This is a genomic window from Streptomyces sp. MMCC 100 (assembly GCF_041538145.2).
In the GTDB taxonomy this organism is placed as follows: domain Bacteria; phylum Actinomycetota; class Actinomycetes; order Streptomycetales; family Streptomycetaceae; genus Streptomyces.
In genome coordinates this window covers 7,297,036-7,313,723 of the sequence record NZ_JBGORK020000001.1, presented here as the reverse complement: position 1 = coordinate 7,313,723, position 16,688 = coordinate 7,297,036, and the positions used below count along the sequence as shown (strand labels likewise).

Sequence of the window (16,688 nt, the reverse complement as noted above, 5' to 3'; positions counted from 1 at the left end):
CTTTGACATGGGACTCGAAGAAAAACTGCCGAGCGGCTTCCTGCTGACCACCGTCGAGCAGGCCGCGGGCTGGGTGCGCAAGTCGTCCGTCTTTCCGGCCACGTTCGGCCTCGCCTGCTGTGCCATCGAGATGATGACCACCGGCGCCGGCCGCTACGACCTGGCGCGCTTCGGCATGGAGGTCTTCCGCGGCTCGCCGCGGCAGGCGGACCTGATGATCGTCGCCGGCCGGGTGAGCCAGAAGATGGCGCCGGTGCTGCGGCAGGTCTACGACCAGATGCCGAACCCGAAGTGGGTCATCTCCATGGGGGTCTGCGCCTCCTCGGGCGGCATGTTCAACAACTACGCCATCGTCCAGGGCGTCGACCACGTCGTCCCCGTCGACATCTATCTCCCCGGCTGCCCGCCGCGGCCCGAGATGCTGTTGGACGCCATCCTCAAGCTCCACCAGAAGATCCAGAGCTCCAAGCTCGGTGTGAACGCCGAGGAAGCGGCCCGCGAGGCGGAGGAGGCGGCGCTCAAGGCCCTGCCCACGATCGAGATGAAGGGGCTGCTGCGGTGAGCGACGCGAACAACACCGCGGGTGACGCGAACGAGGTCAACCCCGAGAAGGACCTGTCCGCGGAGAACCTCCCCGGCCAGCGCGGCCAGGGCGGAGAGGAGATCCGCGTCCAGCGCGGCATGTTCGGCGCCAACAACGGCGGCGACACCTCCGGCTACGGCGGCCTGGTCCGCTCCGTCCGGCTCCCCGGACCGGCGAGCAGGCCCTACGGCGGCTGGTTCGACGAGGTCGCCGACGAGCTCGAGGGCGCTCTGGAGGAGCAGGGGCTCCTGCCCGACAACGCCATCGAGAAGACGGTCGTCGACCGGGGCGAGCTGACCTTCCACATCGAGCGCGAGCACCTGGTCCGTGTCGCCCGCACCCTGCGCGACGACCCGGCCCTGCGTTTCGAGCTGTGCACCGGCGTCAGCGGCGTCCACTACCCGCACGACAAGGGCCGCGAGCTGCACGCCGTCTACCACCTGCGCTCGATCACCCACAACCGGCTGATCCGCCTCGAAGTCAGCGCGCCCGACGGCGACCCGCACATCCCGTCGCTGGTCCCCGTCTACCCGACGAACGACTGGCACGAGCGCGAGACGTACGACTTCTTCGGCATCGTCTTCGACGATCACCCGGCCCTGACGCGGATCATGATGCCGGACGACTGGCAGGGCTTTCCGCAGCGCAAGGACTACCCCCTCGGCGGCATCCCCGTCGAGTACAAGGGCGCCCAGATCCCGGCTCCGGACCAGCGGAGGTCGTACTCGTGAGCACTTCCCACGCCTCCCCCAGGGAGACGACCGAAGGCACCGTCTACACGGTCACCGGCGGCGACTGGGACGAGGTCGTCCAGTCCGCGGCCCGAGCCGACGACGAGCGCATCGTCGTCAACATGGGCCCGCAGCACCCGTCCACGCACGGCGTGCTCCGCCTCATCCTGGAGATCGACGGCGAGACGGTCACCGAGGCCCGCTGCGGCATCGGCTACCTGCACACCGGCATCGAGAAGAACCTCGAGTACCGGAACTGGACGCAGGGCACCACGTTCGTGACGCGCATGGACTACCTGACGCCGTTCTTCAACGAGGCGGCGTACTGCCTGGGCGTCGAGAAGCTCCTCGGCATCGAGGACCAGATCCCGGACCGGGCCACGATCATCCGGGTCCTGCTGATGGAGCTGAACCGGCTCTCCTCGCACCTGGTGGCCATCGCCACCGGCGGCATGGAACTGGGCGCCACCACGATCATGATCTACGGCTTCCGTGATCGTGAACTGATTCTCGACATCTACGAGCTGATCACCGGCCTCAGGATGAACCACGCGTACATCCGCCCGGGCGGACTCGCCCAGGACCTGCCGCCGGGCGCGGTGGACCAGATCCGCGAGTTCGTGAAGAAGATGAAGAAGAACCTCCCGGAGTACGACAAGCTCGCCACCGGGAACCCCATCTTCAAGGCCCGCATGCAGGACGTCGGCTACCTCGACCTGGCCGGCTGCATGGCCCTCGGCGCCACCGGCCCCGTCCTCAGGTCCACCGGCCTCCCGCACGACCTGCGCAAGACCCAGCCGTACTGCGGCTACGAGACGTACGACTTCGACGTCCCGACCGCCGACACCTGCGACTCCTACGGCCGCTTCCTGATCCGGCTGGAGGAGATGCGCCAGTCCCTGCGGATCGTCGAGCAGTGCCTGGACCGGCTCCAGCCCGGCCCGGTCATGGTCGCCGACAAGAAGATCGCCTGGCCCGCCCAGCTCGCCCTGGGACCGGACGGACTGGGCAACTCCCTCGACCACATCAAGAAGATCATGGGCACCTCCATGGAGGCCCTGATCCACCACTTCAAGCTGGTCACCGAGGGCTTCCGGGCGCCGCCGGGGCAGGCGTACACGGCGGTCGAGTCGCCCAAGGGCGAGCTGGGGGTGCACGTCGTGTCCGACGGCGGCACCCGCCCCTTCCGGGTCCACTTCCGCGACCCGTCCTTCACCAACCTGCAGGCCATGGCGGCGATGTGCGAGGGCGGCCAGGTCGCCGACGTCATCGTCGCCGTGGCGTCCATCGACCCCGTGATGGGAGGCGTCGACCGGTGACCACCTCTTCTTCGGAGCGGGGCGTCAGCCTGGGCATGCCGGAACTGCCCGCGCCCGCCTACCCGGACGACGTCCGGGCCCGGCTGGAGACCGACGCGCGCGAGGTCATCGCCCGCTACCCGGACTCCCGGTCCGCCCTCCTGCCGTTGCTGCACCTCGTGCAGTCGGAGGAGGGACACGTCACGCGCACCGGGATGCAGTTCTGCGCGGACATGCTGGACCTCACCACCGCCGAGGTCACCGCGGTCGCCACCTTCTACACCATGTACCGGCGCAGGCCGAGCGGCGACTACCAGGTCGGCGTGTGCACCAACACGCTGTGCGCGGTGATGGGCGGCGACGCGATCTTCGAGTCCCTCCAGGACCACCTCGGCGTCGGCAACGGCGAGACCACCGAGGACGGCAAGGTCACCCTGGAGCACATCGAGTGCAACGCGGCCTGCGACTTCGCACCGGTCGTGATGGTCAACTGGGAGTTCTTCGACAACCAGACCCCGGCGAGCGTCAAGGCCCTCGTCGACGACCTGCGCGCGGGACGGCCGGTGACGCCCACGCGCGGTGCGCCGCTGTGCACCTTCAAGGAGACCGCCCGGATCCTGGCGGGCTTCCCCGACGAGCGGGACGGCGCCGTCGCGGCCGGCGGCAGCGCGGGTCCCGCCTCCCTGGCCGGCCTGAAGCTGGCGAAGGGCGAGGCGCCCGCCGCGCGCGTGGTGCATCCGCGGGACGGCGGACCGCACGACGCGTCGCAGGACCGGGCCGTGCACGACCCGTCCCCGACGGAACACCTCAGCTCGCACGACGCGCCGCAGGACACATCGGCATCCGACCCGGCCCACCCGGCAGGGCCTACCGCCGAGGAGGGGGAGTGATGACCGTGGCAGCCGAGATCAGGGGCAGCAGCCCGGAGAAGCTGCTCGCACCCGTGCTGTCGGCCTTCTGGGACGAGGACGAGTCGTGGACTCTCGACGTCTACCGGAGGCACGAGGGGTACGAGGGACTCCGCAAGGCGCTGGCAATGGCGCCGGACGACCTGATCGCGTACGTCAAGGAGTCCGGTCTGCGCGGACGCGGCGGTGCCGGGTTCCCGACGGGGATGAAGTGGCAGTTCATTCCTCAGGGGGACGGCAAGCCTCACTATCTAGTTGTCAACGCCGACGAATCGGAGCCGGGGACCTGCAAGGACATCCCGCTCCTCTTCGCGAACCCGCACAGCCTCATCGAGGGCATCGTCATCGCGTGTTACGCCATCAGGTCTTCGCATGCCTTCATCTATCTGCGTGGTGAAGTCGTCCCAGTGCTGCGGCGGTTGCACGAGGCCGTGCGCGAGGCCTATGCGGCCGGCTTCCTCGGCGAGAACATCCTGGGCAGCGGACTCGACCTCACACTCACCGTGCACGCGGGCGCGGGCGCGTACATCTGCGGTGAGGAGACCGCACTGCTCGACTCGCTCGAAGGCCGCCGGGGTCAACCGCGGCTCCGTCCCCCCTTTCCTGCCGTCGCGGGCCTCTACGCGTGCCCGACTGTGGTGAATAACGTCGAATCGATCGCGTCGGTTCCCGCGATCCTGAACAAGGGCAAGGACTGGTTCAGGTCGATGGGCAGCGAGAAGTCCCCGGGCTTCACGCTCTACTCGCTCAGCGGCCACGTCGCGGGCCCCGGCCAGTACGAGGCCCCGCTCGGCATCACGCTGCGCCAGCTCCTCGACATGAGCGGCGGCATGCGGCCCGGCCACCGCCTCAAGTTCTGGACGCCCGGCGGCTCCTCGACGCCGATGTTCACCGACGAGCACCTCGACGTCCCCCTCGACTACGAAGGAGTGGGCGCCGCCGGTTCCATGCTCGGCACCAAGGCGCTCCAGTGCTTCGACGAGACGACCTGCGTCGTGCGCGCCGTCACCCGCTGGACCGAGTTCTACGCACACGAGTCCTGCGGCAAGTGCACACCCTGCCGCGAAGGCACGTACTGGCTCGTCCAGTTGCTGCGCGACATCGAGGCCGGCAAGGGACAGATGTCCGACCTCGACAAGCTGAACGACATCGCCGACAACATCAACGGCAAGTCCTTCTGCGCCCTCGGCGACGGTGCCGCCTCGCCGATCTTCTCCTCGCTCAAGTACTTCCGCGAGGAGTACGAGGAGCACATCACGGGCCGCGGCTGCCCCTTCGACCCGGCCAAGTCGACGGCCTGGGCCGACCGCACGGAGGTGAAGGCATGACCGTGACCACCAATGCTCCCTCGGGAGGGGGAGAAGCGGCGGTCCCGCCGGAGGATCTCGTCACGCTGACGATCGACGGCGCCGAGATCAGCGTGCCCAAGGGCACCCTGGTCATCCGGGCCGCCGAGCAGCTCGGCATCGAGATCCCCCGGTTCTGCGACCATCCCCTCCTCGACCCGGCCGGCGCCTGCCGCCAGTGCATCGTCGAGGTCGAGGGCCAGCGCAAGCCCATGGCGTCCTGCACCATCACCTGCACCGACGGGATGGTGGTGAAGACGCAGCTCACCTCGCCGGTCGCGGAGAAGGCCCAGCACGGTGTGATGGAGCTGCTGCTCATCAACCACCCGCTGGACTGCCCGGTCTGCGACAAGGGCGGCGAGTGCCCCCTGCAGAACCAGGCGATGTCGCACGGCCAGGCCGACTCCCGCTTCGAGGGCAAGAAGCGGACCTACGAGAAGCCCGTGCCGATCTCCACGCAGGTCCTGCTCGATCGCGAGCGCTGCGTGCTGTGCGCCCGCTGCACCCGCTTCTCCAACCAGGTCGCGGGCGACCCGATGATCGAGCTGATCGAGCGGGGCGCGCTCCAGCAGGTCGGCACCGGCGAGGGCGACCCCTTCGAGTCGTACTTCTCCGGCAACACCATCCAGATCTGCCCGGTCGGCGCGCTGACCTCGGCGGCGTACCGGTTCCGCTCCCGGCCCTTCGACCTGATCTCCTCGCCGTCGGTGTGCGAGCACTGCTCCGGCGGCTGCGCGACCCGCACCGACCACCGGCGCGGCAAGGTCATGCGGCGCCTCGCGGCCAACGAGCCCGAGGTCAACGAGGAGTGGATCTGCGACAAGGGGCGCTTCGGATTCCGCTACGCCCAGCAGCGCGACCGGCTCACCACGCCCCTGGTGCGAGGCGTCGAGGGCGAGCTGGAGCCGGCCTCCTGGCCGGAGGCGCTGCAGATCGCCGCGCAGGGGCTGCTCGCCTCCAGGGGCCGCACCGGCGTCCTGACCGGCGGGCGGCTCACCGTCGAGGACGCCTACGCGTACAGCAAGTTCGCGCGCGTGGCGCTCGACACCAACGACATCGACTTCCGCGCGCGCGTGCACAGCGCCGAGGAGGCCGACTTCCTGGCCGCCCACGTCGCCGGACGCGGCCGTGACCTTGGGGGCACCTCCCGGACGGAGTCCGGGGGAGGCACCGGCGTCACGTACACGTCGCTGGAGCAGGCGCCCGCCGTCCTGCTGGTCGGCTTCGAGGCCGAGGAGGAGGCGCCCGGCGTCTTCCTGCGGCTGCGCAAGGCCTGGCGCAGGCACGGGCAGAAGGTCTTCTCGCTGGCCACGCACGCCACGCGGGGCCTGGAGAAGGCGGGCGGCACCCTGCTCCCCGCCGCTCCCGGCACCGAGACCGAGTGGCTGGACGCCCTCGCGAGCGGCGTCGGGCTGGAAGAGGGCGGCGCCCAGGCGGCCGAGGCCCTTCGCGCCGAGGGCGCCGTGATCGTCGTCGGTGAACGGCTGGCGTCCGTGGCCGGCGGCCTCACCTCCGCCGTACGGACCTCGGCGGCGACCGGCGCCCGGCTGGTGTGGATCCCGCGCCGGGCCGGGGAGCGCGGCGCCATCGAGGCGGGCGCGCTGCCGTCGCTGCTGCCCGGCGGACGCCCGGCGACCGACCCCCGCGCGCGTGAGGAGGTCGCCGCGCTGTGGGGCCTGGCCGACCTTCCGCACCGCTACGGCCGCGACACCGGCGAGATCGTCGAGGCCGCGGCCCGGGGCGAACTCCAGGCGCTGCTCGTGGCGGGCGTCGAGGTCGCCGACCTGCCCGACCCCACGCGCGCGCGTGCGGCACTCGACGAGGCAGGGTTCGTGGTGTCGCTGGAGCTGCGGCCCAGCGAGGTCACCGAACGCGCCGACGTCGTCCTGCCCGTCGCCGCGGTCGCCGAGAAGCCCGGCACCTTCCTCAACTGGGAGGGCAGGGTGCGCTTCTTCGAGGCCGCGCTCAAGCCCGACCAGATGACCCGCCGTCTCGCGCCCGCCGACGCCCGCGTCCTGCAGATGCTGGCCGACGCCATGGACGTCCACCTCGGCCTGCCCGATCTGCGCACCACGCGCGCGGAGATCGACCGGCTCGGCTCCTGGGACGGGCCGCGGGCCGGCGAGCCGCTGCAGACCGCGAGCGCGCTGCCGCGGCCGGCCGCCGGAGAGGCCGTACTGGCCGGCCACCGGCTGCTGCTCGACCAGGGCCTGCTCCAGCAGGGCGACGAGGCGCTCGCCGGCACCCGGCACGCCGCACGCGCGCGCGTGTCGGCCGCCACGGCCGCCGAGGCGGGCGTCAAGGACGGCGACGTCCTCGCCGTGACCGGACCCGCCGGAGCCGTCGAATTCCCGCTGCAGGTCACCGAGATGCCCGACCGGGTGGTCTGGCTCCCGCTGAACTCGGCCGGCAGCGGCGTCGCCTCCGACGCCGGAGTACTGCCCGGAACCCTCGTCCGCATCGGTCCGGCGACGCCCGCGGGCGCCGCCCCCAAGGAGGTGGAGGCATGAGCCCGTACCTCGCCGCTGAAGACCTCTCGATGTTCGGCACCGACCCCTGGTGGCTGGTGGTGATCAAGGCGGTCTTCTGCTTCGCCTTCCTGATGGTGACCGTGCTGTTCTCCATCGTGTGGGAGCGCAAGGTCGTCGCCTGGATGCAGTTGCGCATCGGCCCGAACCGGCACGGCCCCTGGGGCATGCTCCAGTCGCTCGCCGACGGCATCAAGCTGATGCTCAAGGAAGACGTCATCGTCAAGCGCGCCGACAAGGCGGTGTACGTCCTCGCGCCGGTCGTCGCGGCCATCCCTGCCTTCATGGCGATCGCCGTGATCCCCTTCGGTCCGGCCGGCAACGAGGTCTCGATCTTCGGCCACCGCACCGCCATGCAGCTGACCGACCTGCCGATCGCCATGCTGTTCATCCTGGCGGTCGCCTCGGTCGGCATCTACGGCATCGTGCTCGCCGGCTGGAGCTCGGGATCGACCTACCCGCTGCTGGGCGGGCTGCGGTCCTGCGCGCAGATGATCTCCTACGAGATCGCGATGGGCGCCGCGTTCGCCTCGGTGTTCCTCTACTCCGGGTCCATGTCCACCTCGGAGATCGTCGCCCAGCAGAGCGACCGCTGGTACATCGTGCTGCTGCCGGTCTCCTTCATCCTCTACATCGTCACGATGGTCGGCGAGACCAACCGCGCCCCCTTCGACATGCCCGAGTCCGAGGGCGACCTGGTGGGCGGCTTCAACACCGAGTACTCGTCGATCAAGTTCGCGATGTTCATGCTCGCCGAGTACGTGAACATGGTGACGGTCTCCGCGGTTGCCACCACGCTGTTCCTCGGCGGCTGGCGGGCCCCCTGGCCGATCAGCACCTTCTGGGAGGGCGCCAACCACGGCTGGTGGCCGCTGCTCTGGTTCGTGGTCAAGGTCCAGCTGCTGCTGTTCTTCTTCATCTGGCTGCGCGGCACCCTTCCCCGGGTCCGCTACGACCAGTTGATGAAGCTCGGCTGGAAGGTCCTCATCCCGGTCTCCCTGGTCTGGCTGATGCTGGTCGCGACCGTGCGGGCCCTCAGGAACGAGAACTACGGCTTCTCCGACATCGCCCTCTACATCGGCGGCGGCGTCCTGGTCCTGCTGCTGTTGTCCTTCCTCGTGGACATGTACCGCGACAAGGGCGCGAAGGCCGCCGAACAGCCCGCCGAGGCCGAGGCCGCGTTCGACCCGATGGCCGGCGGATTCCCCGTGCCGCCGATGCCCGGGCAGGCAGTGCCGCCGGTGCCGAGGCGCCGTCCCCGCCGGGAGCGGGAGCTGATTGTCAGTGGTGGGCCCGATACTCACAGTGATGGACCTGTGGGCGGTTCTACGGATGGAAAGGAGGCGTCCGATGGCTGAGGAACACAAGGAGCACAACGAACACATGGAGCACAAGGGGACCGACCCCGGTTTCCTGAACCCCGTGGCCGGCTTCGGCGTGACCTTCAAGGCCATGTTCAAGAAGCGGCTGACCGAGCAGTACCCGGAGCAGAAGAAGACCACTGCTCCGCGCTTCCACGGACGGCACCAGCTCAACCGCCATCCGGACGGCCTGGAGAAGTGCGTCGGCTGCGAGCTGTGCGCCTGGGCGTGTCCCGCCGACGCCATCTACGTGGAGGGCGCGGACAACACCGACGAGGAGCGCTACTCGCCGGGCGAGCGGTACGGCCGCGTCTACCAGATCAACTACGCCCGCTGCATCCTGTGCGGCCTGTGCATCGAGGCGTGCCCCACGCGCGCGTTGACGATGACCAACGAGTTCGAACTGGCCGACTCCAGCCGCGCCAACCTCATCTTCACCAAGGACCAACTGCTCGCCGGCCTCGAGGAGGGCATGGTCGACTCGCCCCACGCCATCTACCCGGGCACGGACGAGCAGGACTACTACCGCGGCCTGGTGACCGAGGCCGCGCCCGGCACGGTCCAGCAGGTCGCCCACTCCAAGGGGGAGGTCGTCCAGGAAGGCGACTCGACCTTCGGCGGGACGGAACCGGCGTCGGAGGAGGTGATCCGCCGATGAGCACGCAGCTCGCCGCCGCGGCGACTCTCTCCGCCGGCACCTCCACCGGAGAGGCCGTCCAGTTCTGGATCCTCGGCACCGTCGCGGTGATCGGCGCCCTGTGCACCGTCTTCATGAAGAAGGCCGTGCACAGCGCGCTGTGCCTGGCCGGGACCATGATCGTCCTGGCGGTGTTCTACCTCGCCAACGGCGCCTACTTCCTCGGCATCGTGCAGATCGTCGTCTACACCGGCGCGATCATGATGCTGTTCCTGTTCGTGGTGATGCTCGTCGGCGTCACCGCGGCGGACTCGCTGAAGGAGACCATCAAGGGCCAGCGCTGGCTGGCCCTGCTGTCCGGGCTCGGCTTCGGCATCCTGCTGATCGCCGGCATCGGCAACGCCTCCGTCACGGAGTTCACCGGCCTCGCCCAGGCCAATGCGAACGGCAACGTGGAGGGCATCGCGTCCCTCGTCTTCACCAAGTACGTCTTCGCCTTCGAGATCACCGGCGCCCTGCTCATCACGGCCGCCGTCGGCGCCATGGTGCTCACCCACCGCGAGCGCACCGAGCGCGCACGGACCCAGCGCGAGCTGTCCGAGCAGCGCGTCCGCGACGGCAAGCACCTGCCGCCGCTGCCCGCGCCCGGTGTCTACGCCAGGCACAACGCGGTCGACATCGCGGGTCTGCTGCCCGACGGCACCCCCTCCGAGCTGACCGTCAGCAAGACGCTGCGCGAGCGGGGCCAGATCCGTGACGTGTCGATGGAGGCGCTGAACGACCTGAAGGCGCTGGAACAGCGGGCCGAGGAACGGCTGGAACGCAAGGCGGTCGGCCCGGCGGGATCCGGTCGGCCCGACTCCGGGCCGTCCGACTCCAAGAGGTCCGAGGAGGCGTCGAAGTGAATCCCGTCAACTACCTCTACCTCGCGGCCCTGTTGTTCACGATCGGCGCCACCGGCGTGCTGATCCGGCGCAACGCGATCGTGGTCTTCATGTGCATCGAGCTGATGCTCAACGCCTGCAACCTCGCGTTCGTCGCCTTCTCCCGGATGCACGGCAATCTCGACGGCCAGATCATCGCCTTCTTCACGATGGTCGTCGCCGCCGCGGAGGTCGTGGTCGGGCTCGCGATCATCGTGTCCCTGTTCCGTTCCCGCCACTCGGCCTCGGTCGACGACGCCAGCCTGATGAAGCTGTGAGGGGTCGCTGAATCGTGGAGAATCTGATTGCGCTGCTCGTGGCGGCGCCCCTGCTCGGAGCCGCGGTCCTGCTGTGCGGCGGACGCCGGCTGGACCGTGTCGGTCACTGGATCGGCACGCTGCTGGCCGCCGTGTCCTTCGTGATCGGCGTCGTCCTCTTCGCCGACCTGCTCGGCAGCGGTGCCGAGGACCGTACCCTGACGCAGCACCTGTTCAGCTGGATCCCGGTGGAGGGATTCCAGGCCGACGTCGCTTTCCGGCTCGACCAGCTGTCGATGACGTTCGTCCTGCTGATCACCGGCGTCGGCTCGCTCATCCACCTGTACTCGGTCGCGTACATGGAGCACGACGAGCGGCGCCGCCGCTTCTTCGGCTACCTGAACCTGTTCCTCGCGGCGATGCTGATCCTCGTCCTCGCCGACAACTACCTGCTGCTGTACGTCGGCTGGGAGGGCGTCGGCCTCGCCTCCTACCTGCTGATCGGCTTCTGGCAGCACAAGCCCAGCGCCGCCACCGCCGCGAAGAAGGCATTCCTGGTCAACCGCGTCGGCGACATGGGCCTGTCCATCGGCATAATGCTGATGTTCCTGTGGTTCGGCACCTTCGCCTTCGGGCCGGTGCTCGGCGGCCACGGGGAGGCCGGGCTCGCGGCCGGGGCGGACGAGGGCAAGCTCACCGCGATCGCCCTGATGCTGCTGCTCGCCGCCTGCGGCAAGTCCGCACAGGTGCCGCTGCAGTCCTGGCTCGGCGACGCGATGGAGGGCCCGACCCCGGTCTCCGCCCTCATCCACGCCGCGACCATGGTGACGGCGGGCGTGTACCTGATCGTCCGCTCCGGCGCCATCTTCAACGGCGCGCCGGACGCGCAACTGGTGGTCACCATCGTCGGCGCGGTCACGCTGCTCTTCGGTGCGATCGTCGGTTGCGCCAAGGACGACATCAAGAAGGCCCTGGCCGGCTCGACCATGTCGCAGATCGGCTACATGGTGCTCGCCGCGGGCCTCGGCCCCATCGGCTACGTCTTCGCGATCATGCACCTGGTGACGCACGGCTTCTTCAAGGCCGGGCTGTTCCTAGGCGCCGGTTCCGTCATGCACGGCATGAACGACGAGGTCGACATGCGCCGCTACGGCGGGCTGCGCAAGTACATGCCGGTCACCTTCGTCACCTTCGGTCTCGGCTACCTCGCCATCATCGGCTTCCCGGGCCTGTCCGGCTTCTTCTCCAAGGACAAGATCATCGAGGCGGCGTTCGCCAAGGGCGGCACCGAGGGCTGGATCCTCGGCGCCTGCGCCCTGCTGGGCGCGGCCATCACCGCGTACTACATGACGCGCGTGATGCTGATGACGTTCTTCGGCGAGGAGCGCTGGCGCAACGCCCCGACGCCGTCGCCCGCGAAGCCCGACGTGGAGCCCGCCGCCGAGACGCGCGGCGAGTACGAGCCCCCGCACCCGCACGAGTCGCCGGGGCTCATGACGATCCCGATGATCGTGCTGGCCGTCGGATCGGTCGCGGGCGGTGCCTTCTTCAGCATCGGCGACCGCTTCCTGCACTGGCTGGAGCCCATCACCGGGCACAGCCACGGCGACGCGCCGATCAGCGCCGGCGTGGTCACCGGGGCGACGGTGGCCTGCATGGTCGTCGGCGTCGCCATCGCCTGGGCGCAGTACGGGCGCCGTCCGGTCCCGGCTGTCGCCCCCCGCGGGTCGCTGCTCACCCGGGCCGCCCGGCGCGACCTGCTCCAGGACGACTTCAACCACGTCGTCCTGGTCCGCGGCGGCGAGCACCTCACGCGGTCCCTGGTCTACGTCGACCACACCCTGGTCGACGGGGTCGTCAACGGCACGGCGGCCTCGGTCGGCGGCCTGTCCGGGCGGATGCGCAAGCTGCAGAACGGCTTCGCGCGCTCGTACGCGGTCTCGATGTTCGGCGGTGCGGCACTCCTCGTCGCCGCGACCCTGCTGATGAGGGCGGTCTGATACCGATGTCCTTTCCCCTGCTGACAGTCACGGCGGCCCTCCCGGCCGTCGGGGCGATCGCCACGGCAGCCGTGCCGGCCGCGAAACGCACCGCGGCCAAGTGGCTGGCGCTGCTGGTCTCGCTGGCCACGCTCGCGCTGGCCGTCACGGTCCTGGTCCGCTTCGACCCCGACGGCGACCGCTACCAGCTCACCGAGTCCCACTCCTGGATCGCGGACTTCGGCGTCCGGTACGAACTGGGCGTGGACGGCATCGCGGTGGCGCTGATCGCGCTGACCGCGCTGCTGATCCCGTTCATCATCCTGGCGGGCTGGCACGACGCCGACCCGCTGGAGACGGGCAGCAGCCGGTGGCGGCCGACGCAGGGCTTCTTCGCCCTGATCCTGGCCGTCGAGGCGATGGTGATCATCTCTTTCGAGGCCACCGACGTCTTCCTCTTCTACATCTTCTTCGAAGCCATGCTGATCCCGCTGTACTTCCTGATCGGCGGCTTCGGGGACCGGGCCCACGAGCACGGCGAGAAGACGGCGGCGACGCAGCGGTCGTACGCCGCCGTGAAGTTCCTCCTGTACAACCTGGCCGGCGGTCTGATCATGCTGGCCGCGGTGATCGGCCTGTACGTGGTCGCCGGGAACTTCTCGCTCACGGAGATCGCCGAGGCCCGGGCCAACGGCTCGCTGGACATGGCGACCAGCACCGAACGCTGGCTGTTCCTCGGCTTCTTCTTCGCCTTCGCGGTGAAGGCGCCGCTGTTTCCGCTGCACACCTGGCTGCCCAACGCCATGGGGGAGTCGACCGCGCCGGTCGCCGTGCTCATCACGGCGGTCGTCGACAAGGTCGGCACCTTCGCGATGCTCCGCTTCTGCCTCCAGCTCTTTCCGGAGGCGAGCAAGTGGGCGACGCCGGTGATCCTGGTCCTGGCGGTCGTCAGCATCATCTACGGCGCGCTGCTCGCGGTCGGCCAGCGCGACATCAAGCGGCTGATCGCCTACGCGTCGATCTCGCACTTCGGCTTCATCATCATGGGCATCTTCGCGATGACCAGCCAGGGCCAGTCCGGCGCCACGCTGTACATGGTCAACCACGGCATCTCGACCGCGGTGCTGATGCTGATCGCCGGATTCCTGATCTCGCGGCGCGGCTCGCGGCTCATCGCCGACTTCGGCGGCGTGCAGAAGGTCGCCCCGATCCTGGCCGGCACCTTCCTGATCGGCGGTCTGGCGACCCTGTCGCTGCCGGGACTGGCACCCTTCGTCAGCGAGTTCCTGGTCCTGGTCGGCACGTTCACCCGCTATCCGGTGATCGGCATCATCGCCACCTTCGGCATCGTCCTCGCCGCGCTCTACACCCTCGTCCTCTACCAGCGGACGATGACGGGCCCGGTGAAGGCCGAGGTGAACGGCATGCCCGACCTGCGGGTGCGCGAGTTGGTGGTGGTGGCGCCGCTGGTGGCGCTGCTGATCTTCCTGGGCGTGTTCCCGAAGCCCGTGACGGACATCGTCAACCCGGCCGTGGAACAGACCATGTCCGATGTACACAAGAAGGACCCCCAGCCTGAGGTGGAGGCGGCCAAGTGAGCGCAACAGCCGTCCACAGCCTGTGGACAACGGCGGCGACGGCGGCCGACCCGATCGCCAAGATCGACGCGCCGAAGATCGAGTACGGGCAGCTGTCGCCCGTCCTCATCGTCATCGGCGCGGCGATCATCGGAATCCTGGTCGAGGCCTTCGTCCCGCGCAGGTCCCGTTACTACGCCCAGATGTTCGTGTCCGCCGTCGCCCTGATCGCGGCGTTCGCCGCGGTCGTCGCGCTCGCGGCGCGCGGGTACGGCACGACCAAGGCCGGCATCACGGCGATGGGTGCCGTCGCCGTCGACGGACCGGCCCTCTTTCTCCAGGGCACCATCCTGCTGACGAGCCTGGTCGGCCTGTTCACCTTCGCCGAGCGGCGTCTCGACCCGGAGCTGCACGGCAACCGCGTCGACTCCTTCGCCGCGCAGGCGGCGGCCGTACCGGGCAGCAAGAGCGAGCAGAATGCGGTCAAGGCGGGCTTCACCACCACGGAGGTGTTCCCGCTCCTGCTCTTCGCCGTCGTCGGCATGCTGGTCTTCCCGGCGGCCAACGACCTGCTGACGCTCTTCGTGGCCCTGGAGGTCTTTTCTCTCCCGCTGTACCTGCTGTGCGCGCTGGCCCGCCGCAAGCGGCTCATGTCGCAGGAGGCGGCGGTCAAGTACTTCCTGCTCGGCGCCTTCGCCTCCGCCTTCACCCTGTTCGGCATCGCCCTGCTCTACGGCTACGCGGGCTCCATGTCGTACGGCACGATCGCCCAGGTCGTGGACGGCACCGTCCAGAACGTCACCCCGGCGCTCGCGAACACCATGGGCAACGACGCGCTGCTGCTCGTCGGCTCCGCGCTGATCGTCATGGGCCTGCTGTTCAAGGTGGGCGCCGTGCCGTTCCACATGTGGACGCCGGACGTGTACCAGGGCGCGCCGACGCCGGTGACCGGCTTCATGGCGGCGGCGACCAAGGTGGCCGCCTTCGGCGCCCTGCTCCGCATCCTCTACGTCGTCCTGCCCGGCCTGCGCTGGGACTGGCGGCCGGTGATGTGGGGCGTGGCGATCATCACGATGCTGGCCGGCGCGATCGTCGCGATCACGCAGACCGACATCAAGCGGCTGCTGGCGTACTCGTCGATCGCGCACGCGGGCTTCATCCTCGCCGGTGTCATCGCGACCACTCCGGAGGGCATCTCGTCCGTCCTCTTCTACCTGGCCGCGTACTCCTTCGTCACGATCGGCGCCTTCGCGGTCGTCACGCTGGTGCGCGACGCGGGCGGCGAGGCGACGCACCTGTCGAAGTGGGCCGGGCTCGGCCGCAGGTCGCCGCTGGTGGCGGCGGTGTTCGCGGTGTTCCTGCTGGCCTTCGCCGGTATCCCGCTGACCTCCGGGTTCTCGGGGAAGTTCGCCGTGTTCAAGGCGGCGGCGGAGGGCGGTGCGGCCCCGCTGGTCGTGATCGGTGTGATCTCGTCGGCGATCGCGGCGTTCTTCTACATCCGCGTGATCGTGCTCATGTTCTTCAGCGAGCCGAGCCCGGAGGGCCCGACCGTCGCGGTGCCGTCACCGCTGACGATGACGGCGATCGGTGTCGGGGTCGCGGTCACGGTGGTGCTCGGCGTGGCACCGCAGTACTTCCTGGACCTGGCGGGTCAGGCGGGGGTGTTCGTGCGCTGACGCGGCGCTCGCGGCTTCGCGGCTGTGGTCCGGCACTTCTTCGAGGAGGTGCCGGACCACAGCCGTTCGCGGGGGAGGGGGCTACTCGCCGCTGCGGCGCGGTTTGATGGCGGTCAGATCCAGGTCCATCGGGAAGGGCGCGCTCACCTTCATGCGCTCGCGGAAGATGCCGACGCTGGTGTAGGCGCCGGTGGTGGGCTCCAGCTCGAAGGCGTGGACGACGGCGAGTCCCTTCTCGTTCTCGACCCGCCAGTAGTGGGCGATACCGGCCCGGGCGTACTTCAAGGGCTTGGTCTCGCGGTCGCGGGAGACCGATTCGGGGGAGACTACCTCGACGGCCAGGGTCACGGCCTCGGCGGGGAAGCGCGTCTGCCCCGGGTCCTGGACTACGTCTTCCCGCACGACGATCACGTCTGGCTCGGGCCGGTTCTGCCGGTCGATGTCGATGGTGAACTCTCGGATCACATCGAACTCCGCCGGGGCGAGAGAGTGGAGCTGCCACTCGAAGAAGCTCACAGCACGTGAGTGGAAGATGGTCTGCGGACTCACGAAGACGAGGCTCCCGTCGATCAGCTCCGTATGCGGAGGCAGGTTCGGAAGCCGGTCCAGGTCGTCCGCGGTCCAGCCGCCCTCCGGCGGGGTCGGCCAGTCGGGTGTGGACGCCTTCGGTGCGACGCTCATCAGTGCTCCCATGGGACGGAGTCTCGCGGGTGCAATCAGACTATCCGCCGGAAACGGGCGGGTCTCCCGCGAACGTGTGAACGATCGTCTTGTTCTCGACGCGGGCCGCGTCGGGCAGCCTGTGGATAACTCCGGGGCTGTCGGCGCGGACCCCTATCGTTGAGGCAGTGGTCGGGGCAGGACGGACCAGACAGACCAGACGG

14 protein-coding genes are annotated in these 16,688 nt (G+C 69.4%); 13 read left to right on the top strand and 1 reads right to left on the bottom strand.

The window, feature by feature from the left end:
- Nucleotides 1-7: 7 nt before the first annotated feature.
- The 13 genes from ABS735_RS33845 to nuoN are packed head-to-tail and all read left to right on the top strand — an operon-like array spanning nt 8 to nt 15,804.
- Nucleotides 8-562, top strand: a complete 555-nt coding sequence (locus ABS735_RS33845) for a NuoB/complex I 20 kDa subunit family protein (protein WP_030565381.1) — start codon at nt 8-10, stop codon at nt 560-562.
- A complete protein-coding gene (locus ABS735_RS33840) occupies nt 559-1,314 on the top strand; it encodes an NADH-quinone oxidoreductase subunit C (RefSeq protein ID WP_373901352.1) in 756 nt (251 codons plus the stop codon). The genes ABS735_RS33845 and ABS735_RS33840 overlap by 4 nt, the downstream gene beginning before the upstream one ends.
- Nucleotides 1,311-2,633, top strand: a complete 1,323-nt coding sequence (locus tag ABS735_RS33835) for an NADH-quinone oxidoreductase subunit D (protein ID WP_373901353.1) — start codon at nt 1,311-1,313, stop codon at nt 2,631-2,633. Before ABS735_RS33840 ends, ABS735_RS33835 begins: the two co-directional genes overlap by 4 nt.
- On the top strand, nt 2,630-3,502 hold the full coding sequence (gene nuoE, locus ABS735_RS33830; RefSeq protein ID WP_373901354.1) for an NADH-quinone oxidoreductase subunit NuoE: 873 nt from the start codon (nt 2,630-2,632) through the stop codon (nt 3,500-3,502). Before ABS735_RS33835 ends, nuoE begins: the two co-directional genes overlap by 4 nt.
- Complete coding sequence (gene nuoF / locus ABS735_RS33825) at nt 3,499-4,848, top strand: NADH-quinone oxidoreductase subunit NuoF (RefSeq protein WP_171987339.1); 1,350 nt, start codon at nt 3,499-3,501, stop codon at nt 4,846-4,848. Before nuoE ends, nuoF begins: the two co-directional genes overlap by 4 nt.
- Nucleotides 4,845-7,376, top strand: coding sequence for an NADH-quinone oxidoreductase subunit G (locus tag ABS735_RS33820; RefSeq protein ID WP_373901356.1), 2,532 nt, complete (start codon nt 4,845-4,847; stop codon nt 7,374-7,376). Before nuoF ends, ABS735_RS33820 begins: the two co-directional genes overlap by 4 nt.
- On the top strand, nt 7,373-8,752 hold the full coding sequence (gene nuoH / locus ABS735_RS33815; protein ID WP_373901357.1) for an NADH-quinone oxidoreductase subunit NuoH: 1,380 nt from the start codon (nt 7,373-7,375) through the stop codon (nt 8,750-8,752). Before ABS735_RS33820 ends, nuoH begins: the two co-directional genes overlap by 4 nt.
- Entirely contained in the window at nt 8,745-9,413 is a 669-nt protein-coding gene (nuoI, locus tag ABS735_RS33810) for an NADH-quinone oxidoreductase subunit NuoI (protein WP_373901358.1), read from the top strand. Before nuoH ends, nuoI begins: the two co-directional genes overlap by 8 nt.
- Nucleotides 9,410-10,297 carry an NADH-quinone oxidoreductase subunit J gene (locus tag ABS735_RS33805; RefSeq protein ID WP_373901359.1) on the top strand — a complete coding sequence of 296 codons (888 nt, stop codon included), beginning with the start codon at nt 9,410-9,412 and terminating at the stop codon, nt 10,295-10,297. Before nuoI ends, ABS735_RS33805 begins: the two co-directional genes overlap by 4 nt.
- Nucleotides 10,294-10,593: an NADH-quinone oxidoreductase subunit NuoK gene (nuoK, locus tag ABS735_RS33800; protein ID WP_003974374.1), complete on the top strand. Its 300-nt coding sequence runs from the start codon at nt 10,294-10,296 to the stop codon at nt 10,591-10,593. Before ABS735_RS33805 ends, nuoK begins: the two co-directional genes overlap by 4 nt.
- A 14-nt stretch (nt 10,594-10,607) precedes the next feature.
- Nucleotides 10,608-12,572: an NADH-quinone oxidoreductase subunit L gene (nuoL, locus tag ABS735_RS33795; protein WP_373901360.1), complete on the top strand. Its 1,965-nt coding sequence runs from the start codon at nt 10,608-10,610 to the stop codon at nt 12,570-12,572.
- 5 nt (nt 12,573-12,577) lie between these two features.
- Nucleotides 12,578-14,149 carry an NADH-quinone oxidoreductase subunit M gene (locus ABS735_RS33790; protein ID WP_373901361.1) on the top strand — a complete coding sequence of 524 codons (1,572 nt, stop codon included), beginning with the start codon at nt 12,578-12,580 and terminating at the stop codon, nt 14,147-14,149.
- Nucleotides 14,146-15,804, top strand: a complete 1,659-nt coding sequence (gene nuoN, locus ABS735_RS33785; protein WP_373901362.1) for an NADH-quinone oxidoreductase subunit NuoN — start codon at nt 14,146-14,148, stop codon at nt 15,802-15,804. Before ABS735_RS33790 ends, nuoN begins: the two co-directional genes overlap by 4 nt.
- An 81-nt stretch (nt 15,805-15,885) precedes the next feature.
- On the opposite strand, the gene ABS735_RS33780 is transcribed toward nuoN, so the two are convergent.
- Nucleotides 15,886-16,485, bottom strand: a complete 600-nt coding sequence (locus ABS735_RS33780; RefSeq protein ID WP_373901363.1) for a Uma2 family endonuclease — start codon at nt 16,483-16,485, stop codon at nt 15,886-15,888.
- Between the last annotated feature and the right edge of the window lie 203 nt (nt 16,486-16,688).